21 protein-coding genes are annotated in these 18362 nt (G+C 35.5%); 14 read left to right on the top strand and 7 right to left on the bottom strand.

Annotated features, from left to right (window positions below; all coding sequences use genetic code 11):
• Positions 1-101: 101 nt before the first annotated feature.
• From EK386_RS05260 to EK386_RS05250, 3 genes are read right to left on the bottom strand one after another with little or no spacing between them, the layout of a single operon-like run.
• Positions 102-1220: a hypothetical protein gene (locus tag EK386_RS05260; protein WP_126657987.1), complete on the bottom strand. Its 1119-nt coding sequence runs from the start codon at positions 1218-1220 to the stop codon at positions 102-104.
• Positions 1221-1691 carry a prepilin-type N-terminal cleavage/methylation domain-containing protein gene (locus tag EK386_RS05255; RefSeq protein ID WP_158674376.1) on the bottom strand — a complete coding sequence of 157 codons (471 nt, stop codon included), beginning with the start codon at positions 1689-1691 and terminating at the stop codon, positions 1221-1223.
• A 2-nt stretch (positions 1692-1693) separates the two neighbouring features.
• On the bottom strand, positions 1694-2125 hold the full coding sequence (locus tag EK386_RS05250; protein ID WP_126657985.1) for a prepilin-type N-terminal cleavage/methylation domain-containing protein: 432 nt from the start codon (positions 2123-2125) through the stop codon (positions 1694-1696).
• 477 nt (positions 2126-2602) lie between these two features.
• Here EK386_RS05250 and EK386_RS05245 point away from each other — a divergent pair, with 477 nt between their 5' ends.
• Entirely contained in the window at positions 2603-2872 is a 270-nt protein-coding gene (locus tag EK386_RS05245; protein ID WP_126657984.1) for a hypothetical protein, read from the top strand.
• 269 nt (positions 2873-3141) lie between these two features.
• Here the strand turns inward: EK386_RS05245 and EK386_RS05240 are convergent, their stop codons facing one another.
• Genes EK386_RS05240 through EK386_RS05230 form a run of 3 tightly spaced genes read right to left on the bottom strand, consistent with a single transcriptional unit; the run spans position 3142 to position 5642 of the window.
• Entirely contained in the window at positions 3142-4689 is a 1548-nt protein-coding gene (locus tag EK386_RS05240; protein ID WP_126657983.1) for a pilus assembly PilX N-terminal domain-containing protein, read from the bottom strand.
• 18 nt (positions 4690-4707) lie between these two features.
• Positions 4708-5181 carry a type II secretion system protein gene (locus tag EK386_RS05235; protein ID WP_126657982.1) on the bottom strand — a complete coding sequence of 158 codons (474 nt, stop codon included), beginning with the start codon at positions 5179-5181 and terminating at the stop codon, positions 4708-4710.
• On the bottom strand, positions 5181-5642 hold the full coding sequence (locus EK386_RS05230) for a type IV pilus modification PilV family protein (protein WP_126657981.1): 462 nt from the start codon (positions 5640-5642) through the stop codon (positions 5181-5183). The genes EK386_RS05235 and EK386_RS05230 overlap by 1 nt, the downstream gene beginning before the upstream one ends.
• Before the next feature lie 319 nt (positions 5643-5961).
• Here EK386_RS05230 and EK386_RS05225 point away from each other — a divergent pair, with 319 nt between their 5' ends.
• The 10 genes from EK386_RS05225 to EK386_RS05180 all read left to right on the top strand — a co-directional run bounded on the left by EK386_RS05225 (position 5962) and on the right by EK386_RS05180 (position 15819).
• Entirely contained in the window at positions 5962-7320 is a 1359-nt protein-coding gene (locus EK386_RS05225; RefSeq protein WP_126657980.1) for a VanW family protein, read from the top strand.
• A 14-nt stretch (positions 7321-7334) separates the two neighbouring features.
• A complete protein-coding gene (locus tag EK386_RS05220; protein ID WP_126657979.1) occupies positions 7335-9011 on the top strand; it encodes a GspE/PulE family protein in 1677 nt (558 codons plus the stop codon).
• Positions 9012-9023: 12 nt separating this feature from the next.
• Positions 9024-10070, top strand: a complete 1047-nt coding sequence (locus EK386_RS05215; protein WP_126657978.1) for a type IV pilus twitching motility protein PilT — start codon at positions 9024-9026, stop codon at positions 10068-10070.
• Positions 10067-11278 carry a type II secretion system F family protein gene (locus tag EK386_RS05210; RefSeq protein WP_126657977.1) on the top strand — a complete coding sequence of 404 codons (1212 nt, stop codon included), beginning with the start codon at positions 10067-10069 and terminating at the stop codon, positions 11276-11278. Before EK386_RS05215 ends, EK386_RS05210 begins: the two co-directional genes overlap by 4 nt.
• 60 nt (positions 11279-11338) lie before the next feature.
• On the top strand, positions 11339-11842 hold the full coding sequence (locus EK386_RS05205) for a type II secretion system protein (protein WP_439331224.1): 504 nt from the start codon (positions 11339-11341) through the stop codon (positions 11840-11842).
• A 109-nt stretch (positions 11843-11951) separates the two neighbouring features.
• Positions 11952-12929, top strand: a complete 978-nt coding sequence (gene pilM, locus EK386_RS05200; protein ID WP_126657976.1) for a type IV pilus biogenesis protein PilM — start codon at positions 11952-11954, stop codon at positions 12927-12929.
• The gene (locus EK386_RS05195; protein ID WP_126657975.1) at positions 12926-13534 is read left to right on the top strand and encodes a PilN family protein; all 609 of its coding nucleotides are present in this window, start codon (positions 12926-12928) and stop codon (positions 13532-13534) included. The genes pilM and EK386_RS05195 overlap by 4 nt, the downstream gene beginning before the upstream one ends.
• On the top strand, positions 13531-14232 hold the full coding sequence (locus tag EK386_RS05190; RefSeq protein ID WP_126657974.1) for a potassium transporter: 702 nt from the start codon (positions 13531-13533) through the stop codon (positions 14230-14232). Before EK386_RS05195 ends, EK386_RS05190 begins: the two co-directional genes overlap by 4 nt.
• A gap of 32 nt (positions 14233-14264) precedes the next feature.
• Positions 14265-15017: a prepilin peptidase gene (locus tag EK386_RS05185; RefSeq protein WP_126657973.1), complete on the top strand. Its 753-nt coding sequence runs from the start codon at positions 14265-14267 to the stop codon at positions 15015-15017.
• Positions 15018-15099: 82 nt separating this feature from the next.
• On the top strand, positions 15100-15819 hold the full coding sequence (locus tag EK386_RS05180; RefSeq protein ID WP_126657972.1) for a gamma-glutamyl-gamma-aminobutyrate hydrolase family protein: 720 nt from the start codon (positions 15100-15102) through the stop codon (positions 15817-15819).
• A 252-nt stretch (positions 15820-16071) separates the two neighbouring features.
• Here EK386_RS05180 and lexA read toward each other — a convergent pair whose 3' ends face one another.
• Complete coding sequence (gene lexA, locus EK386_RS05175; RefSeq protein WP_126657971.1) at positions 16072-16692, bottom strand: transcriptional repressor LexA; 621 nt, start codon at positions 16690-16692, stop codon at positions 16072-16074.
• A gap of 168 nt (positions 16693-16860) precedes the next feature.
• Between lexA and yneA the strand changes: the two genes are divergently transcribed.
• From yneA to EK386_RS05160, 3 genes are all read left to right on the top strand, one after another.
• The gene (yneA, locus tag EK386_RS05170) at positions 16861-17196 is read left to right on the top strand and encodes a cell division suppressor protein YneA (protein ID WP_126657970.1); all 336 of its coding nucleotides are present in this window, start codon (positions 16861-16863) and stop codon (positions 17194-17196) included.
• Positions 17193-17855 (top strand): YneB family resolvase-like protein, encoded by a 663-nt coding sequence (locus tag EK386_RS05165; protein ID WP_126657969.1) that lies wholly within the window; start codon positions 17193-17195, stop codon positions 17853-17855. The genes yneA and EK386_RS05165 overlap by 4 nt, the downstream gene beginning before the upstream one ends.
• A 161-nt stretch (positions 17856-18016) precedes the next feature.
• Positions 18017-18247, top strand: a complete 231-nt coding sequence (locus tag EK386_RS05160; RefSeq protein WP_126657968.1) for a DUF896 domain-containing protein — start codon at positions 18017-18019, stop codon at positions 18245-18247.
• Positions 18248-18362: the final 115 nt, after the last annotated feature.

Here is an 18362-nt window from a genome sequence, read left to right as displayed (position 1 = left end):
ATTAATCATTTCAGATAGAATTGTTGCACTCAATTTGACAAACTCACATAAAAAAGCTATTACAAAACGCTGTAATAGCTTCTGAATAGAAGACAGGGACACTAAATTTCTCTAATAGGTTGAACGGTCCATAACTCGCCTGTAATATTAATTTGTTTTATAGGGTCACTTTTATAATCTGGTATGGGATTTTCAATAGGCTCCAATGATAGGCTACTACAAGATATACTTGCATTTCCCCCACCACTAGCACTATAACCATTAGCAACTATTGTACCGCAAAGGTCAGCGTTACCATTAATTTTAATATTAGAAAATGGTGCAATAATTGTTCCAATAAATTTTGTACTTTTATTTCCATTCATTACTACATCACCATTCAAAACAAAATATGAACCATTAATAGTTGTATTACTAATAGTAAAACCATTTGTTATGATAGTAAAGCCTTTTGTTTTAGCGAATTCTATCCATTTTTTTGCTTCATCCACAAACTTAGGATTTACTAATGTAGATGCAGGGTGTGCAATTGTGCTATTATTAGCAATTATTATGGAAGGTGCATTTGTTTGAGTGGGAAACTCGAACTTTGGAGCAATTTGCACGATAGGATCACTTCCTCCATTCGATTCATTAATAATGAAATCCTCCTCTATTACGTTGATAATAGTGTTGCTATTTATTTTAATACTTTGAAGAACTTGCCTTTCCTTATTATCAATTTGACCATTTGCTATTATTTGGCAAACAATTTCTTCCCCGTCTTTATATACATTGATATCAAATTCAGCGGTCGGTGCAACATTATTAATTAGAGAAAACGAACTTGAAGAACCACCTGAACCTAAGTTAAATGTTGAATTAAACCTTTCAAAATTATTTTCTACGTTTCCATATTCATCTTTTAATCGATTAAAAATCTCTGTTTTTATACCTTCTATGTCTACTGTATTATCTTTTAATATATAATTATTATAATTAATACCGTCCCTTATAGCTTTTATTTTCTCCAGCACTTCTGCGCGTTTTTCTACAACAGTTGCTTCAGCAATATAATAAACAGCCTGATCAATTCTTTCATTCGAGGTGTTTTTTAAGGTATTTCCTGAAACAGTTAATATGCTCATTCCTAAAATAGAAAGTAGGACTAACGCGAAAAGCGTAATAAGTAGAGAGTATCCGTGGTCATTTGAAAAGTAGCGATTTTTAGATCGTTTCATTTATGAATCCCCACTTCTTACAATTATTTTCGTTTTAATCGAATCTTTGAGTTTATCATTAATAATTTCAATACTAATTATTGATACTTTATTAGGATGAGTACTGTTGGGTGTTAACACAAATTTTTCAACATTATTAATATATACTGAACTATCTTTATAAAGTGTTTTTGCTGATGAGTCATAATAAAAAGTAGTTGTAGAACTTTCAATTACTAGGTCCATTGAGTTGGGACTTAAATAATTTACATCACTAGCTTTTCTAATTTCTTTAGTCAGTAGTTTTAATTTGTAAGAAATATCTGACAATTCCATATTTTTATCATATTGGTTATTATAGTGATCATTACTTTTTATAACAATGCTATAAACTAGTGAGCTTACAATTGATACTATAACGATACTAGCTAACACTTCGACAAGTGAAATTCCAAATTGTTGTTTGATTATCGAGGGTTTTGTCCTTTTCACCACTATTTCCCCCAATCTAAAGTATTTTCCATTTGTGCCTTTGGATGTGTATCGTCTTTATGATCATAGACTTGAATGAGTATTCTAGTTAACTGAGGATACGTATCATTATTTGTAAGACTTAATTTAATATAAAAGTTATAGGAACTATTTGTTTTTTCAAAATAAGTAGTGTTTTTTGTATAGCCTTTAGATAAGATGACAGATTCAGGGTCTGCTCGTTTAATAGATTCAAAATATAACTCTTCCATCTCCGTTTGAGCAACATAGGTAGCATCAATGATTCGCTCGGAAGTTCTCGTTGTTTTCGAAGACTGAGTAAGTAAAGAAAAAATACTAAGAATAATAATGGATAAGATGACGATGGATGCAATGACCTCCACTAACGAAATACCGGATTCATTTAAACGAAAAGATTTATAAAAACGTTTCATAAAGAAACACCTACTTATCTAGTGAAATGGGGAACTATTTATTTAAATCATATTAAATAAACGAATTTTTGTATATGGGGAAGTAGGAGGAATTACTTAATTAATTCGATTAATTTTTAGTATATTTGATATTATTAGTATTCATTTTAAAGTTAGGACTATTTTTATATTATATTTACATAAATGTATTAATAATATAAAAATGGTAAATTATATGTAAATACCACCACTTAGGGTTGATCTTCACTCGGGCTAAATCTTCCGCACATGCTTTATCCCTAAGGAGTAGTGATACAAGATTTACTACATTTAAAGTGGATGAAAATAATACAATTAGAATTGATGTTGGGGAGAGAGAAGTGAATTTATTTGTCGGGGATTTAAAGAGAGCACAAGGGAAAATTAAATATTTTCGAAAAAAGTATTACAAGTATTAAGGGCTCATTGAATGGAAATCTATATAGTGGGGGCTCCAAAGTGGTAATTTTGGGTGGTGTACCGAATAATGGACAGATGATTGTTGCGCGAAATACAAATGTATCCGTTCGAGAAGGTGGGAATATTAAAGGAATAGTCATAGCCAATTCGCTATTAGCAGATGGTGATACGAGTATTACGTATGGTTCACCGGTAGTACCGATTTCAAAACCAATACCAACAACACCTAAAACGGAAAAAGTGATAGGAGGCATTGATTTATTGAGTGAACTCTTTATTGAAGATGCTTTAATGGAGATCGTTGAGTAGGATATGAAATAAAAATAGCTGTATCGGACTGTAGACGAACTTGGGGAATATCAAGTTTGGGCGCAGTCTTTTTATTAATTCGATATGTTTTATAAATACAGTATTTATCGATAGAAAATATTAATAATTAGATAGAGTGCATGATTGGGGATGGGTAGAGATGAAATTTTGAGATTGATAATTGTGGTATTATAAAATAAAATGCCCACCAAAATGGAGGGCATTTTCTATAGTAGTAATTAATTAGTTTTTTGTGTCTTTATTTAAACTTATTGCAACGAGCAGGGATTGTAGTCTTTATCAGTTGTTTTCCCTACGGAAGCTGAACCATTATGAGAGAAGGAATTTACAACAATCTTCCCATTGACATTATAAGTACCTGATGATGAATAGGAAGCATTTGGTGCACAGATACCTTTAATAGTTGTGCTTGAATCACCATTAACAGTAATTGAAGATGTGTTGGAAACAAGAGAACCTTTGATATTAAGATTTTTATCGATATCTACGTTACTAGTAGAATTTAAAGAATAAATATTTGCGTCAGCATTAATAGTTCCTTTTTTGTCTAGATTCAAGTCATTTTTGATGAATATATTAATTTTTACTTTTGAATTTTCCGCTTTAATATTTAAGATTCCCTCATTAATATCGAGGTCTCCGTTAATGTAAATGTTTATAGTCCCTTCACCATCGAATTTTAAAGTTGTAGTTTGCTTTTTGTCTGATAATAAAACACTAGAATCAATGAAAAGATTTTTTGATGTTGATGTATTAAAGGTAATATCATTCCCATTTATATTGTTCAAGATATAATTTTTGTCTAAATTCTGTGGGTTACGTAATACCTTTAGTTCAGTATAGTCATTTTTGTTATTGAAATAACTTATAAATTCTTGTTTAGTAGGGAGTTTAATATCGTTAACATCATATTTGCTATGAGTAAATCCTTTACTACCGTTACCAGTACCTGTTTGATTAAATGTGCCACTGGTAGTGGTGTATACTAAACTTTCACCGAAGACTGGGTTTTCTATTTCATTATCATCAGAGCCACCGCCGCCAGAACCATCACTGCCAGAATCACCGTCATCACCAGAGTCATCATCTTTACAATTCTTATTATGCGGTGGACATTCGGATTTATCTGGATCACGTTGACATTTATCATTGCCATGACCTTGACAGTTACTATCCTTATTATCTCCGCTGTCACCAGGGTTGGATCCACCGCCAGGAACGGTACCAGGAGTAGGTGCTGAACATGGCGTGAAATTTTCATCAATAATACATATCTCTTTGATACTACCCGGATCAATAATGTTCCCATCATTATCAATTAAAATGGTTTGTGAAACTGCACGTCCAATAGCATTACCAGATCCTTCAATTGTGCCTCGCGATAGGATAGTAAATTGATTTGCAGGATTGTTTGTTAATTTTACAAATGCTTTTGTTTTTTTATTAGGATCATTAAGATGATTTTCAAAGTTATAAACCTTAATATTAGTTAAATCTAGTTCCGGGTTAGTAGATATTTTATCTAAGATATTTTCTAGCTTACTTTTAGATGAGTCCGTACTAGGATTATTAATATTATCTATGAGGTTTACTTTAACATGATTAAGTCCAGCCTCTGCAATATAATATACAGCTTGGTCATCTCGTTCCCTCTCAGCAGCTTTACTAGTATTATTCGAAATTGTAAACATACTGATACCGATAATCGAAAGCACTATAACTGACATTAAAGCAATCATCATGGAAAAACCTTTTTCATTTTTAAAATAACTAATTAAACTTCTTGTTTTAAACAAATTCCCCACTCCCTTCATTTATCTTTCTATAATAGTTGTTTCATATTTTTTATTTTTACTACGGTCATCTAAGTATTGAATCGTTATTGTTCTTTGTTTATTACCCGAAAGTGTTGTACTCTCAACAATATTGTATGATAGAATTTGATCTGCTATAGTTGAGCCATTTAAAGTTATTTTTTTATTATTCGGGTCAGACTCGTCTAACTTATATATACTTTTAGGAGATCCATCTACTTCTTTTACTTCAAGAATGGTAGGGTTACTACTAATAGATAGGGTAGTTGGATAGCTTCGAATATCTTTGGTCATCAAATTAATTGCATAACTAATACTTGATAACTGGCGATTATTACCAGATTGATTGTTATATTCTTTTTGTCCATTAGTTAAGACGCCAAAGATTATTGGAGTAACAATTGCTATAATGGTTATTACTGCTAATATTTCTAATAGAGTTATGCCATTTTGATTAGTTAAAAGTTTTCTCATTAAGGTCTCCTCCACTCTAGAGTGTTTTGCATTTGAGCTTTTGGAGTTTTCAGAGGTGAGCTTTTTTCGTCGTAAACATTAATAATGATATGGGTAGTTAATAAAATAGGATCAGTTTTGCTTATTATAACTTGTATGTAAAAATTCCTATTCGGTGTTGTTATGTCTTTTTCATATTCTGTTTCGGGAGAAATGATATCATAATCTAACTCTAAATCAATTGCATTTTCATAATCAGCAAATAGAGTTGTTTGAGATTTGTCATACAACTTCTCCATCTCTGTCTGTGCAAGGTAAGTCGCTTCTACAATATCCTCATTATTCTTCGTCGTTCTCCCCGACTGTGTCAACATCGTAAAAATACTAATTAAAATAACCGACAATATTACAATAGAAGCAATTACTTCTACTAAAGAAATACCAGATTCATTTAAGCGGGATTTCATTATTAATTTCTTCAATAAAAATTCACCTACTTCGTCACTTTTAATAAAAAACTTCCTTATTAAAATGTTACTATTAACTTAAATAGGTAACATTTTTATCTAAATGTTTGGAGTTTGAAAAATACTAAACAATTTCTTCCTTAATTATACAATATTGTAAAGTAAGTTGCTATCATAGTAGGAAATTTCATAATTTCATCAAAAAATTCCAAAAGGACATAGGTAAAAAGAAACGTATATTTTCTTTTTTTTTATTGTATGCTATATTTGTAGTTAATAAGAATTAATTGGTTAAAATAACCATGAAAATTACGGGAATATTACAGATTAAGAGGTGAGCCAACTGAATATCCAAAAAAAATTCGTACTATTTATTGTGCTAACTGTTTTCCTACTTTACTTAATCTTACCATTCAATCTTTTTTCATCGAATGTCGTTTTGGCTGATGAAGAGGAAATCAAAACAAGTGGCTCTACAATTGGTAGTGTAAGTGTCGCAGGTCTAGAACGCAATGCAATTACTCAAGCTGTAACGGATGCGATTATTAGTTGGAAGTCTGAACCAGTGATCATCTCTGGTGGTGGGGAAGAACTTAGCATCGATGTGAATGAGCTTCAATTTAATGTGGAGGCAGCGGTTGATCAGTACGAACTATTAACGGACAAACCTTGGTATGCATTTTGGGTGGATGAAAAAACTGTTCATTTACCAATTGATGTGACTGTTTCCGATACTATTAAAACTGATGTCGCTAATATCTCGGTCTGGAATGCAGAAGAAACATTGAACCAATTAACTGGACAAGCTTCTTATTTAAAATCTCATGACATTGAAGCATCTGTTAATGATATCTCCCATATTGAAAATGATCGATTAGCATTAACGATGGAAGCCATTCCAGAAGGTGCTATAGGGATTTCATACATAGCACAATCTTTAAATGATAAAGTACTTAATCCAAACGAACCGTTTTCTCTGTTAGAAACTCTTGGGGAAAACAGCAGTATATCGAATAAAATGGGGCTAAATTTCTTAGCTTCAGTCCTATATAACACGGTGTTACAAACAAATTTCGCTATTTTAGAGCGTCACTCCCAAAATGAAATTCCTACCTATTTAGAACCGGGAATTGAAGCGCAAGTAAGTGAGTTTGAGCAAAAAGATTTGAAATTTGTTAATACAACGACTAATCCAGCACTTATTAAAGCGACTGTTGAGAACGATATGCTAAAGCTTGAAATATATTCAACAGTAAAAGAAAGTGACGTATCCGTAAGAGTGGAACGGGAAGAAATCATTGCACCACGTATTATTAATCGCTACTCCACTGATTTACCAATTGGCCAAACGACAATTGTTCAAGAAGGTCAGGAAGGTTTACGAATTTCAGTCTTCCGTAATATTACAGAAAATGGTAATGTAACAGAAGAACATATTAGTCGTGATTATTATAAGCCCATTAATCGTATCGTCCTAAATTCATCGAGATCACTGTTACCTGAAACGGATGGAACGCAACCAGATACAGATTTGAACATTGATTTAAACGGCGATGGGTTACCAGATCTCGAGCTTGATGATTTTATTCCGAAAAACCCAACAGATTTAGAAAAAAATGATTTACCAACGAATGAGAATGAATTGCCACCTGGTAGTTATTATGATAAAGGTGGGAATCTAGTTACTCCATAGGAAGGAGATAAAAAATGAGACCATCTTCGAGAAAACGCCTAGGGGATTTATTAGTCGATGCAGGAGCGATTACGAGTGAACAACTTGATTATGCCCTGACAACCAAAACGAGTGATGAAAAAATAGGGGACTTCCTTATTAAACAAAACTTTATTACCGAACAACAGTTAATTGAGGTTTTAGAGTTTCAATTAGGGATACCTCATGTCAATTTAAACCAATTCACCATTGACCCAGAATTATTGCATTTAGTACCGGGCGAACTTGCTAAACGTGCCATGGTTATGCCGATTCGCCGCGATCGAAATAAACTCTTTATCGCCATGGCTGACCCAATGGATTACTTCGCGATTGAAGAAGTGCGCATGGCAACAGGGTGTCAAATTGAAACAAGTATTGCTGCAAAAGACGATTTATATCGAACAATTACGAAATACTATGACCTTCAGGAATCGATGGAAGCAGCATTGTCGGACCTTGGATTGGCTGCCACAACTACAGAGGCGGCACCACAACAAGAAATTAATGATGACGATTCACCGATTGTTCGATTAGTAAATCAAATTATTGCCAATGGGGTTGCCTCAAGAGCGAGTGATATACACTTTGACGCAATGGAAAATGAATTTAAAGTTCGCTATCGTGTGGATGGTGTGCTACGAACAGAACGTTCTTTACCTAAACATATGCAAAATATGATGACGGCTCGTGTAAAAATTATGGGGAACTTAAACATTACCGATACACGTACACCACAAGATGGCCGTATTCGAACAACGGTAAATTTTAAGCCAATTGACATTCGTTTATCAACGTTACCAACCATTTTCGGTGAAAAAATCGTAATGCGTATACTAGATGTGACGAATGCGGCAAATGATATCAATAAGCTAGGATTTACGAAGCGAAATGAAGCCCTATTCCGTGACATGATCGCTCGTCCAAATGGAATTGTGCTCATTACTGGTCCTACTGGTTCTGGTAAATCTTCCACGTTATATGCAGCGTTGTCGAACTTAAACAGTGAAGATGTGAACATTATTACGGTTGAAGATCCAGTGGAGTATCAATTAATAGGCGTCAACCAAATTCAAGTAAATGAAGATGTTGGGTTAACGTTTGCAGCAGGATTACGTTCGATTTTACGTCAAGACCCGGATATCGTCATGATTGGGGAAATTCGAGACTTAGAAACAGCAGAAATTGCGGTTCGAGCATCGTTAACAGGTCACTTAGTATTAAGTACATTGCATACAAATAGTGCGGTTGAATCCATTTCGAGATTACGTGATATGGGGATTGAGCCGTTATTAATATCATCTTCTCTAGTTGGGGTTGTTGCGCAACGATTAGTACGCAAAATTTGCCGAGACTGTAAAACTACAGTGGATGCAACCGAACGTGAGAAGGAAATATTTAAAGAATACGGTCTACAAGTAACAACTGTTCAGAAAGGTCGTGGCTGTCCATCTTGCGGGCAAACCGGTTATAAAGGTCGATATGCCATTCATGAAGTATTACCAATTGACCGTTATATAAGAGAGCATATTTTAAGCAATGGTTCCAATACACAGCTAACAGATTATATGAAACAAGAAGGATATAACTCGTTAATGATTGATGGGTTACTAAAAGTGTTGGATGGAGTAACAACAACAGAAGAGGTAATCCGTGTGGCAACGACAGAGTAGGGAGAATTAACTATGAGCAATTTATCAATTCACGATTTACTTATGCGTGCATATACAGAAAAAGCATCGGATTTACATTTAACAGTAGGGTTGCCACCGGTTTATCGCCGAAACGGTAAACTCGAGCAATATGGAAATGAGCTTTTAACGCCAGAAATTTTACATGAAATGGTCTATGACATTATGCCTGAGCATAAAGTTGCAGAGTATGAGAGTCATGGGGAAACGGACTTCAATTTCTCCTTAGAAGAGTTATGTCGATTCCGTGTCAATGCTTTTCATCAAAAGAATGCCAGTGCTCTAGTTTTACGTTTGATTTCTTCCAAGATTCCTACAATTGAATCACTGAAAATGCCAGACATTCTGTATCAATTAATGGAAAAACCACAAGGATTAATTTTAGTAACAGGTCCTACAGGCTCCGGGAAATCAACGACATTAGCAGCCATGATTGATTATGTAAATGAATCGAAAGCAAAACATATTATTACATTGGAAGACCCAATCGAATATTTACATCATCATAAACAATCGATTGTCAACCAACGTGAAATTGGTGTAGATACAGAAACCTTTGCGACTGGCTTACGTGCAGCCCTTCGTCAAGATCCAGACATTATATTAGTTGGTGAGATGCGAGACTTAGAAACCATTTCAACTGCGATTACGGCAGCTGAAACAGGTCACTTAGTACTTGGTACATTACATACATCAAGTGCACCAACTTCGATTGATCGTATCATTGACGTATTCCCACCACATCAACAAGGGCAAATTCGTGTGCAATTGGCAAATGTATTGCAAGGGATCATTTCGCAAAGACTATTTCCAACGAAAGATAAAAATGGTCGTGTAGCAGCAACAGAAATTTTAGTCGGTGTCCCAGCGATTGTAAACTTAATTCGCAGTGAAAAAGTACACCAAATTCCAAGTATCATGCAAACAAGTCGTGCTCTTGGAATGCATACATTAGAAAGTTCCATTCAAACACTAGTCTCTTCAGGAAAGGTTTCATTAGAAGAAGCAAGACCGTTTATGAATGTTGGTGATTATAGTTGACGGTATATAAATACACCGGTCGAACGAAAAAAGGCGAACAAAAGAAGGGCATAGTGGATGCACCAACAAAACAAGCCGCCATTGCTAAACTTCGCGAGCAGGGAATTAACCCGCGTCAATTAGAAGAATCGAAAAGCCTTTTGCATATGGAAATTAGTTTAGGTGGAGGGGCAAAGGTAAAAAATGAAGATTTCGTTATTTACTGCCGTCAATTTGCCACATTAATTCGTGCAGGGATTTCCATTGTGGAGGCAACCCGAATTCTAGCGGATCAAACAACGAGTAAACCGTTAAAAAAGGCTTTATTAGCAGTAGAGGAAGATGTACGTGCAGGGACACCCTTCTCTAAAGCTACGCTAAAGCATCCAAAAGTGTTTCCACAACTATTCGCGAATATGATTGCTTCTGGGGAAGTAACCGGGAACATGGACGAGACATTAGAACGACTAGCTAACATGTTTGAGAAACAATATAACTTAAAAAAGAAAGTACAATCAACATTAACCTATCCATTAATTTTACTTTTTATAACAATGGTGGTTGTAGCATTTTTACTAATTTTTATCGTTCCTAATTTCGTCACAACCTTTGAAGAAATGGGAGCAGAATTGCCTTTAATTACAGTCTATACAATAACTTTTAGTAAATTTTTACAAAGCTTTTGGTGGTTGTTACTAGTCTTGATGATTGGGGCAACTATTGTATTGCAATTCTTATATAAGAAAAATAAACAATTTCATTATGGAGTGCATTTAATGCTTTTAAAGATGCCGATGTTCGGGAAATTATTTCAAAAGTCTGCTATTGCCAGAATGACAAGAACACTATCTTCTTTATTTAGTAGTGCAGTCCCGATATTAAATTCTTTGACTATTGTTGAAAGAGTCGTGGGGAATCCAGTCTTAGGAAGAGTTATTTTAGAAGCACGGACGAGTCTAGAAAAAGGACAATCATTATCGGGGCCTTTTGAAAGAAGTTGGTTATTTCCACCATTAGTTACTTCGATGACAAAAATTGGGGAATCGACAGGATCACTTGACATTATGTTAGAAAAAGTGGCAGATTTTTATGAAAGCGAAGTAGACCGATCTGTAGATACTTTAAAGTCTTTAATTGAACCGTTAATGATTCTGTTATTAGCAGGAATTGTAGGACTGATTGTAGCTGCAATAATGATGCCAATGTTTAGTCTTTATGAGCAGATGTAAAAGAGTGTAGTTTTGATACTTAAATATACAGAAAGGGCGTATTTCAAGGAGGTGAACAATATGCAAAAAACGTCCGAGCAAAAAATTAATGAGAAATTAAAAGTAATGAAAAATTTAGGAGGAAATGATATGTTTAAAAAAATAAAAAAACGTGTAAAGAATGAAAAGGGTTTGACTTTGATTGAGTTATTAGCTGTAGTTGTTATTTTGGCAATTGTTGCTGCAATAGCAGTTCCATCTATTGGTAACATTATTAATAATTCTCGAGATAAAGCAATTTTGGCTGAAGCTTCTAATGTATTAGCTGCTGCAAAACTTGCACATATAGATAATAAATGTACAACTGTAACTGCAACTGCAACAACTACATGTAATGCCGGTGTTATTGATCCGTATCTTGATGGCGTAGCGTTAGTTACTGGTGACCAGGCAGTACTTAGTGGTAGTACTTGGACTGTAACTTATGCTAAATTAGCAAATATTGTTGGGTCTGATTATAAAGCTAACGTATCTAATGCAAATGCTATCACTGAAGAAAATCTAAATTTAAACCTCAAAAAATAGGGAGTTAATTTCTGTAAAGTTAAGATAGTTTTTGTTACTTTTCCTGAAATACATATTCAGGAAAAGCATAGAAAAACTAAACCAATTATAATGTGATTGGAGAACGTGTATGTTTAAAAAAGTGAAAAAATCCCATACTTCCATCGAACTTCGAGATTACGTAATCCGTGCGCTTGTGATGAAGGGGCCTGGCTTAGAACAATCACAGCTTTTTGAAATTCCATTAGAACATGGAGCGATTGTTGAATCTACTATTGAAAATGAAATGATTTTATTTGAAATATTTAAAAAGTACACATCCAAATGGGGCGGAAAAAAACAAAATGTCCGCCTTTTTGTGCCTGATACATCGGTGCTTTTAAAGACCTTTGAGCATCCGGAAGACGTGGAGCCGGATAAACTTTTAGAATATGTTCAAATGGAGCTTGGGGAGTCGATTCGTGTTCCCTTTGAAGATCCTTTAGTGGATGTGTATGACCATACTCCAGGGGATGGACAGGCAATTCTTTTTGCGGCCCCATCGGAAGAAATTTCAAAGCTCACATCAATTTTTCTCGATATTAAAATGGAGCCGGAAGTTGCCGATATTCGCTCCCTTTGTAATTTACGAATTTTAGATAAAATGGGCTTGATTGATGGAGAGAAAACGTACTTAGTTTCGGACTGGTCCATTAATGAGCTCTCTATTTGTATTTACTCCCTTGGCCAAGTGGAGTTTCTTCGTTTTCAATTGATTGAAACGGAGATGTTGAAGTGGGTTTCGACTGTGGAATCGGAGGTAGATGTACGGTTTGAATTTCAAGGTGATCCGCAAAGCTATTTAATGCAAGTAATGGATCTTGTTTTGGAACTAGATCGAATGATGAATTTCTTCCGTTTTTCTTTACATAAGGGTGAAAAAGGTGTTGATGAGATTATCGTCATGGGGGATAATCCATTTATAGAACAAATTACGGAAACGTTGAATAACAATTTAAATATTCCTTCAACACTCATAAATGATGAAGTCATTTCGAAGCATTTTCCTAATTTTAAAGCGAAACATACTGCTTTATTAGGCCTCGCTCTAAAGGAGGTTGACCCATGATTCCAGATATAAACCTGTTGCCCAAAGTAGAGCGGCGTCGACAGGCAGATTCCAAGTTGCTTTATGTGTTACTTGCGATCATCGTATTACTTATTTTAAGTTTACTTGTATGGCAATATTTTAATGCGCGAAGTAGTGTTGCTTCGATGAAAAATGAAGAACAAGCCTTAATTGCACAACGAGATCAATTACAAGCTGAGTTTGATGTTTTAAACGGTATGAGTTCAAGTTTATCATTAAATGAATTTGTGGAATTTTTGGAAATTCTCTCATATCCCGTTTCACCAATTATTAATGAAGCCCAAACTTTACAACCGAATAACTCCTTTTTACGCGCTTATGAATTTTCAGAAAATAGCGTTACGATTACCCTCGATTTTGAAACGTTAAATGCGATTTCTGATTATGTTGCTAGACTTTCGAATAGCGGGTATTTTAAAGACGTTCAAGTTTCTACTATATCGAACTTTGAATTAGTAGTTGAAACAGAAGAAGGCTCAACGGATGATACAACGAATTTTAACGAACAACTTCGATATTCAGCTAACATCACATTATTGATTGATGATGCGTATTTAGCTACTACTGGAGGTGTGAACGAGTGAAGCTTTTCTCTGGTAGTAAAAATTCTAGTCTGATCTTATTGGTTGCCTTAGTTGCTGCCTTATTATTTGCGCTTTATTATTATGTGGTGCTTCCAAAGAAAGATGAAGCGAGTTTAACCCAAACGTCCATTTCCAGTTTGCAGACGGAAATTACAACGTTACAAGACCAAATCAATAATCTGCAATCGGAGCAAGTGATTGAGTCAAATACGTTTGCACTTCGAAAAAAATTACCACAAAGCCGTGAAATCGATCAACTGCTTTTAAACATAGAAGAAATTGAATACATTTCCGGTACACGCGTATTGAATATTAACTTTAACAATTATGATTCTCTTGTTTCTGAAACTCTTCCAGAAGAGGAAGCGACAGAAGAAACAACAGAACAACCAGCACCAGCACCTGAAGAAAATGCGAACACGGAAGAAACACCGGAAACCGAAGAAATTCCAATGACATCGATTGATCGTGCATCCATTCCGAATGATTTAAAACTTATTACGTTCACGATTGATGTCGAAGCACCAAACGCGAGAAACCTTCAAAAATTTATTGAAGAAGTGGAAAATTTAGAACGCATTATGCATATTGATACGATCAGTTTTGCTCTTCCTGGTGAGGAAAGTGTCATTTTGGATGAAGAAGAAGTGGTATCGGTTTCGCTTCAAGTGACAACTTTTTATTATGAAGGTGAGTAATAAAGACAGGTAGAAAGTAAGGAGCGTTTTACATGGAGATTGTTTATGCTAGTTTTGCGTTAATCTTTGGACTCGTCTTCGGTTCATTTTTTAACGTGGTTGGGCTAAGGGTTCCGTTGAAAGAGTCAATCGTAACACCACCATCGCATTGCACATCCTGTAACCGACGATTAACGACTCTGGACCTGATACCTGTTTTTTCGTACATATTTTTAGGCGGGAAATGCAGAAGTTGTGGTGCAAAAATCTCCCCCATTTATCTCTTAACGGAAATTATGACGGGGATTTTGTTTGCCTTTACGGTTTACACATTAGGCATTACGATTGAAACGGCTGTCGCGTTACTGTTTATTTCTTTGTTAATGATTATTGTCGTTTCGGATATTGCCTATATGCTCATTCCGGATAAAATTCTATTATTCTTTTTACCATTTTTAGTGATTGGGCGCGTTTTCTCACCGCTCGACAATTGGTGGGATAGTTTACTAGGGGCAGTAATTGGCTTTGGTATTCTACTACTGATTGCCATTATTTCAAAAGGTGGCATGGGTGGGGGAGACATTAAACTCTTCTTCCTCATTGGGTTAGTGCTTGGAACAGCAAACACGTTAATCACGCTCTTTTTATCATCAGTAATCGGGATGATTGTCGGTGTGATTGTTCTAAAAGTACGCGGTCAAGACCGAAAAACACCCGTTCCATTCGGGCCATCGATTGCTCTGGCGGCGGTCATTGTCTATTTTTACGGGGAAGCGATGTTAAATTGGTATATGAACTTATTTTAGCTTAACGATGTCGTTAGGCTTTTTTCTTTTGCGTGAGGAATGATTTCGCCTCTCACGAATATTTTATAGGGGAGGTGCTTGTATGAAGCCAATCATTGGAATAACGATGACCGTGATCAAAGAGAAATATAATATAAATGTTCCGTACGTCCAATCCGTATTAGAAGCTGGGGGATTGCCATTTTGTATTCCTTTTGGCGTCGAAAAAGAGGCTGCCCAAGTGGTGGAGGTGATCGATGGATTGTTGTTAACAGGTGGGGTTGACGTTCACCCGCATTATTTTCAAGAAGAACCCCATCCGCAATTAGGTGAAGTGATGCTCGAGCGCGATAAAGTGGAAATTGCGTTAGCGCATGCAGCCTTAAATAAAAAGCTGCCGATTTTCGCCATTTGCCGAGGAATTCAGCTATTAAATGTTGCATTAGGAGGCACCCTATATCAAGATATCAATGCCCAATATGAGCAAGAACCCCTGCTTCATAAACAACAAGCTTTACGACATGAACCAAGTCATTTTGTGGATGTTGTTCAAGGTTCGATATTGCATAAAATTGTGGGAAAAGATCGCATTGCGGTGAATTCGTTGCATCATCAAGCGGTAAAAGACGTTTCGGATATTTTGAAGGTGTCTAGTCGAGCAAGCGATGGCATTATTGAAGCGATGGAGTTAGAAAATTATCCTTTCTGTATCGCGGTACAATGGCATCCGGAAGAAATGGCGGTAAAAGGGGATACGCATTCTCGAGAATTGTTTAGAGCGTTTATTGAAGCGTGTGGGGGAACAGGGAAAAATGTTAAATAGCAGGTAAGTGATCCAAAGTAGTTGCTAAGTGATCAGAAATCCGAGTAAGTGATCAAAAGAGGAACCTAAGCGCCCACAACCCGGAGCCAAACGCCCACAACCGGAAGCAAGCGCCCACAACCAGGAGCCAAACGCCCACAACCGGAAGCCAAGCGCCCACAACCAGAATTCAAACACTCACACCCCATCCAAATCCAACCAAAATAAAAAAGTTGTCACTTCAGTCTCCTAAAGACCAAAGCGACAACTTTTTTAATGAATTTGTCTATATAATCCAACGACTTTACCTAAAATCGTTACTTGATTTACTAGAATCGGGTCCATGCTTGAGTTTTCGGGTTGTAATCGGAAATGTGTTTTTTCTTTAAAGAATCGTTTTACTGTTGCTTCATCGTCCTCTGTCATGGCAACAACGATATCCCCGTTATTCGCTGTAGAAGTTTGTTTTACTACCACATAGTCTCCATCAAGGATACCGGCTTCGATCATAGATTCTCCCATAACCTCTAGCATAAATAGATTTTCTTCTCCAGCGCCATACGTGTCTGGTAGAGGGAAATACTCTTCTATATTTTCAATAGCTGTAATTGGTAGCCCCGCAGTAACTTTCCCAACAAGAGGAACGTGAACGACCGATTGCTTTTGAACGGATTTATTGTCGTTATCTAATATTTCAATTGCGCGGGGTTTTGTAGGGTCTCGGCGAATTAATCCCTTGCTTTCTAAACGTTCAAGGTGGCCATGAACAGTCGAACTTGATGCAAGACCAACTGCTTCTCCAATTTCCCGAACAGATGGTGGATAACCTTTCGTGCGAACTTCTTCTTTAATAAAAGCTAGTATATCTTCTTGCCTTTTTGATACTTTTTTCAACTTTCTCACCTCTTTATGTGAATATGTATCTCTATTAGTTACATATAGTATAGCAGTGAAAGATTAGAAATGCAAACATAGGTTCGAAATTTTTATTGACAAAAACATGTGTTCGTATTAAATTAAGAACGTACATTCCGAACAAACATTCGATTAGGAGTTGAAAGTATGAATTGGTTACAAAAAAATAATTATATCGTTGTTTTATTTATCGCTTTCGTTATTATGGGGGCTTTTTTACTTATTATGGATAATGGTGACTCAACATATGAACATATAGAAATTAATCATGGCGATACTTTATGGTCGCTTGCAGAACAATATCGAGGAAATATGACAGTTCAAGCATGGATTGAAAAGGTAAAGTTGGAAAATGGCTTAAAACATGAGAAAATAATCGCAGGACAAGTCATATCAATCCCAGTAAACGAAGATAGCATTTATATGGTCCAAAAAGAGACAGAAGAAAATGAGACAATCGAGGTAGCGAGTAGAGAACAATGAAAACAGAAAACAACAGAGCAGTCATCTATACAAGAGTAAGTACGGAGAAGAACACGCAAGAAACATCATTAACAAGACAACAAGAAGAGCTAAGTCGTTATGCTCAAAACTTAGGCTATGAAGTATTAGCTACATTTCAAGATCAACAAAGTGGATACGATGTGGAGCGACCTGGGTTACTTGACATGATGGACTATATAAAAGAACAACATGTAGCAGCCATATTTGTGCAGGATGAAACCCGATTAGGACGTGGAAATGCACGAATGGCAATTCTGCATTTACTGCAAAAAAGCGAGACAACCGTTTATTCATTGAATAATGCAGGACCGCTAACATTAAATGAAATGGACACGATGTTACTAGAAATTTTAGCAATCGTCGAAGAATATCAGCGGAAAATCCATAATGCAAAAATTAAAAGAGGCATGAAGCGGGCAGTCGAAAACGGTTATCGACCAGAACTCAACATCAAAAACCGCCACAATCACGAAGGCCGCGAACGCATAGAAGTACCGATAGAAGAAATCGTTAAATTACGCGATAAAGGTCTCACTTTTCAAGAAATCGCCTCCACATTAAGAGGTCTCGGTTTCCAAGTCAGTAAAGCAACTGTTCATCGCAGATATGCAGAATACATCGAAGAACTAGAAAATTAAAACGTAAATCAGGTGTTTGTGGATTACTAATAAAATATTACACAAAATGATAGCATCTTAATTTGATGCTTTTTCTTTTAAATAAATAAGGTGAAATACTTGCGCTTCCTCACATTTTTACTTACCTTTTAAAGTAATGGGTAATGAAAGGTGAGAAAAATATGTTATCAAAAGAAAAAATTGAACGAATTAATGAGTTATCAAAAAAAGCAAAAGAAGGAACATTAACAGAGGCAGATGCAAAAGAACGTACACTTCTTCGCAAAGAATATTTAGAATCCTTCCGTAATTCTTTCCGAAATACAATCGAAAATGTACAAGTCTACGATTCAAATGGGAATGAAGTTACCCCGGAGAAAATTAAACAAATTCAAAAGAGTAAATTAAATTAGGATCATTGCCAATAATGTAGCACAATTGTAAAAAGTATGTCATAAATCCAAAAATGTATGCAAAATGGATTGTTTTCTTTGACAATCTTGTCTAAACTGTAAAAGTATAAACATT

The sequence above is a fragment of the Lysinibacillus antri genome, assembly GCF_003977595.1.
Taxonomy (GTDB): Bacteria; Bacillota; Bacilli; order Bacillales_A; family Planococcaceae; genus Ureibacillus; species Ureibacillus antri.
The sequence above is the reverse complement of the archived record's forward strand: the minus strand, read 5'-3'. Positions and strand labels throughout refer to the sequence as shown.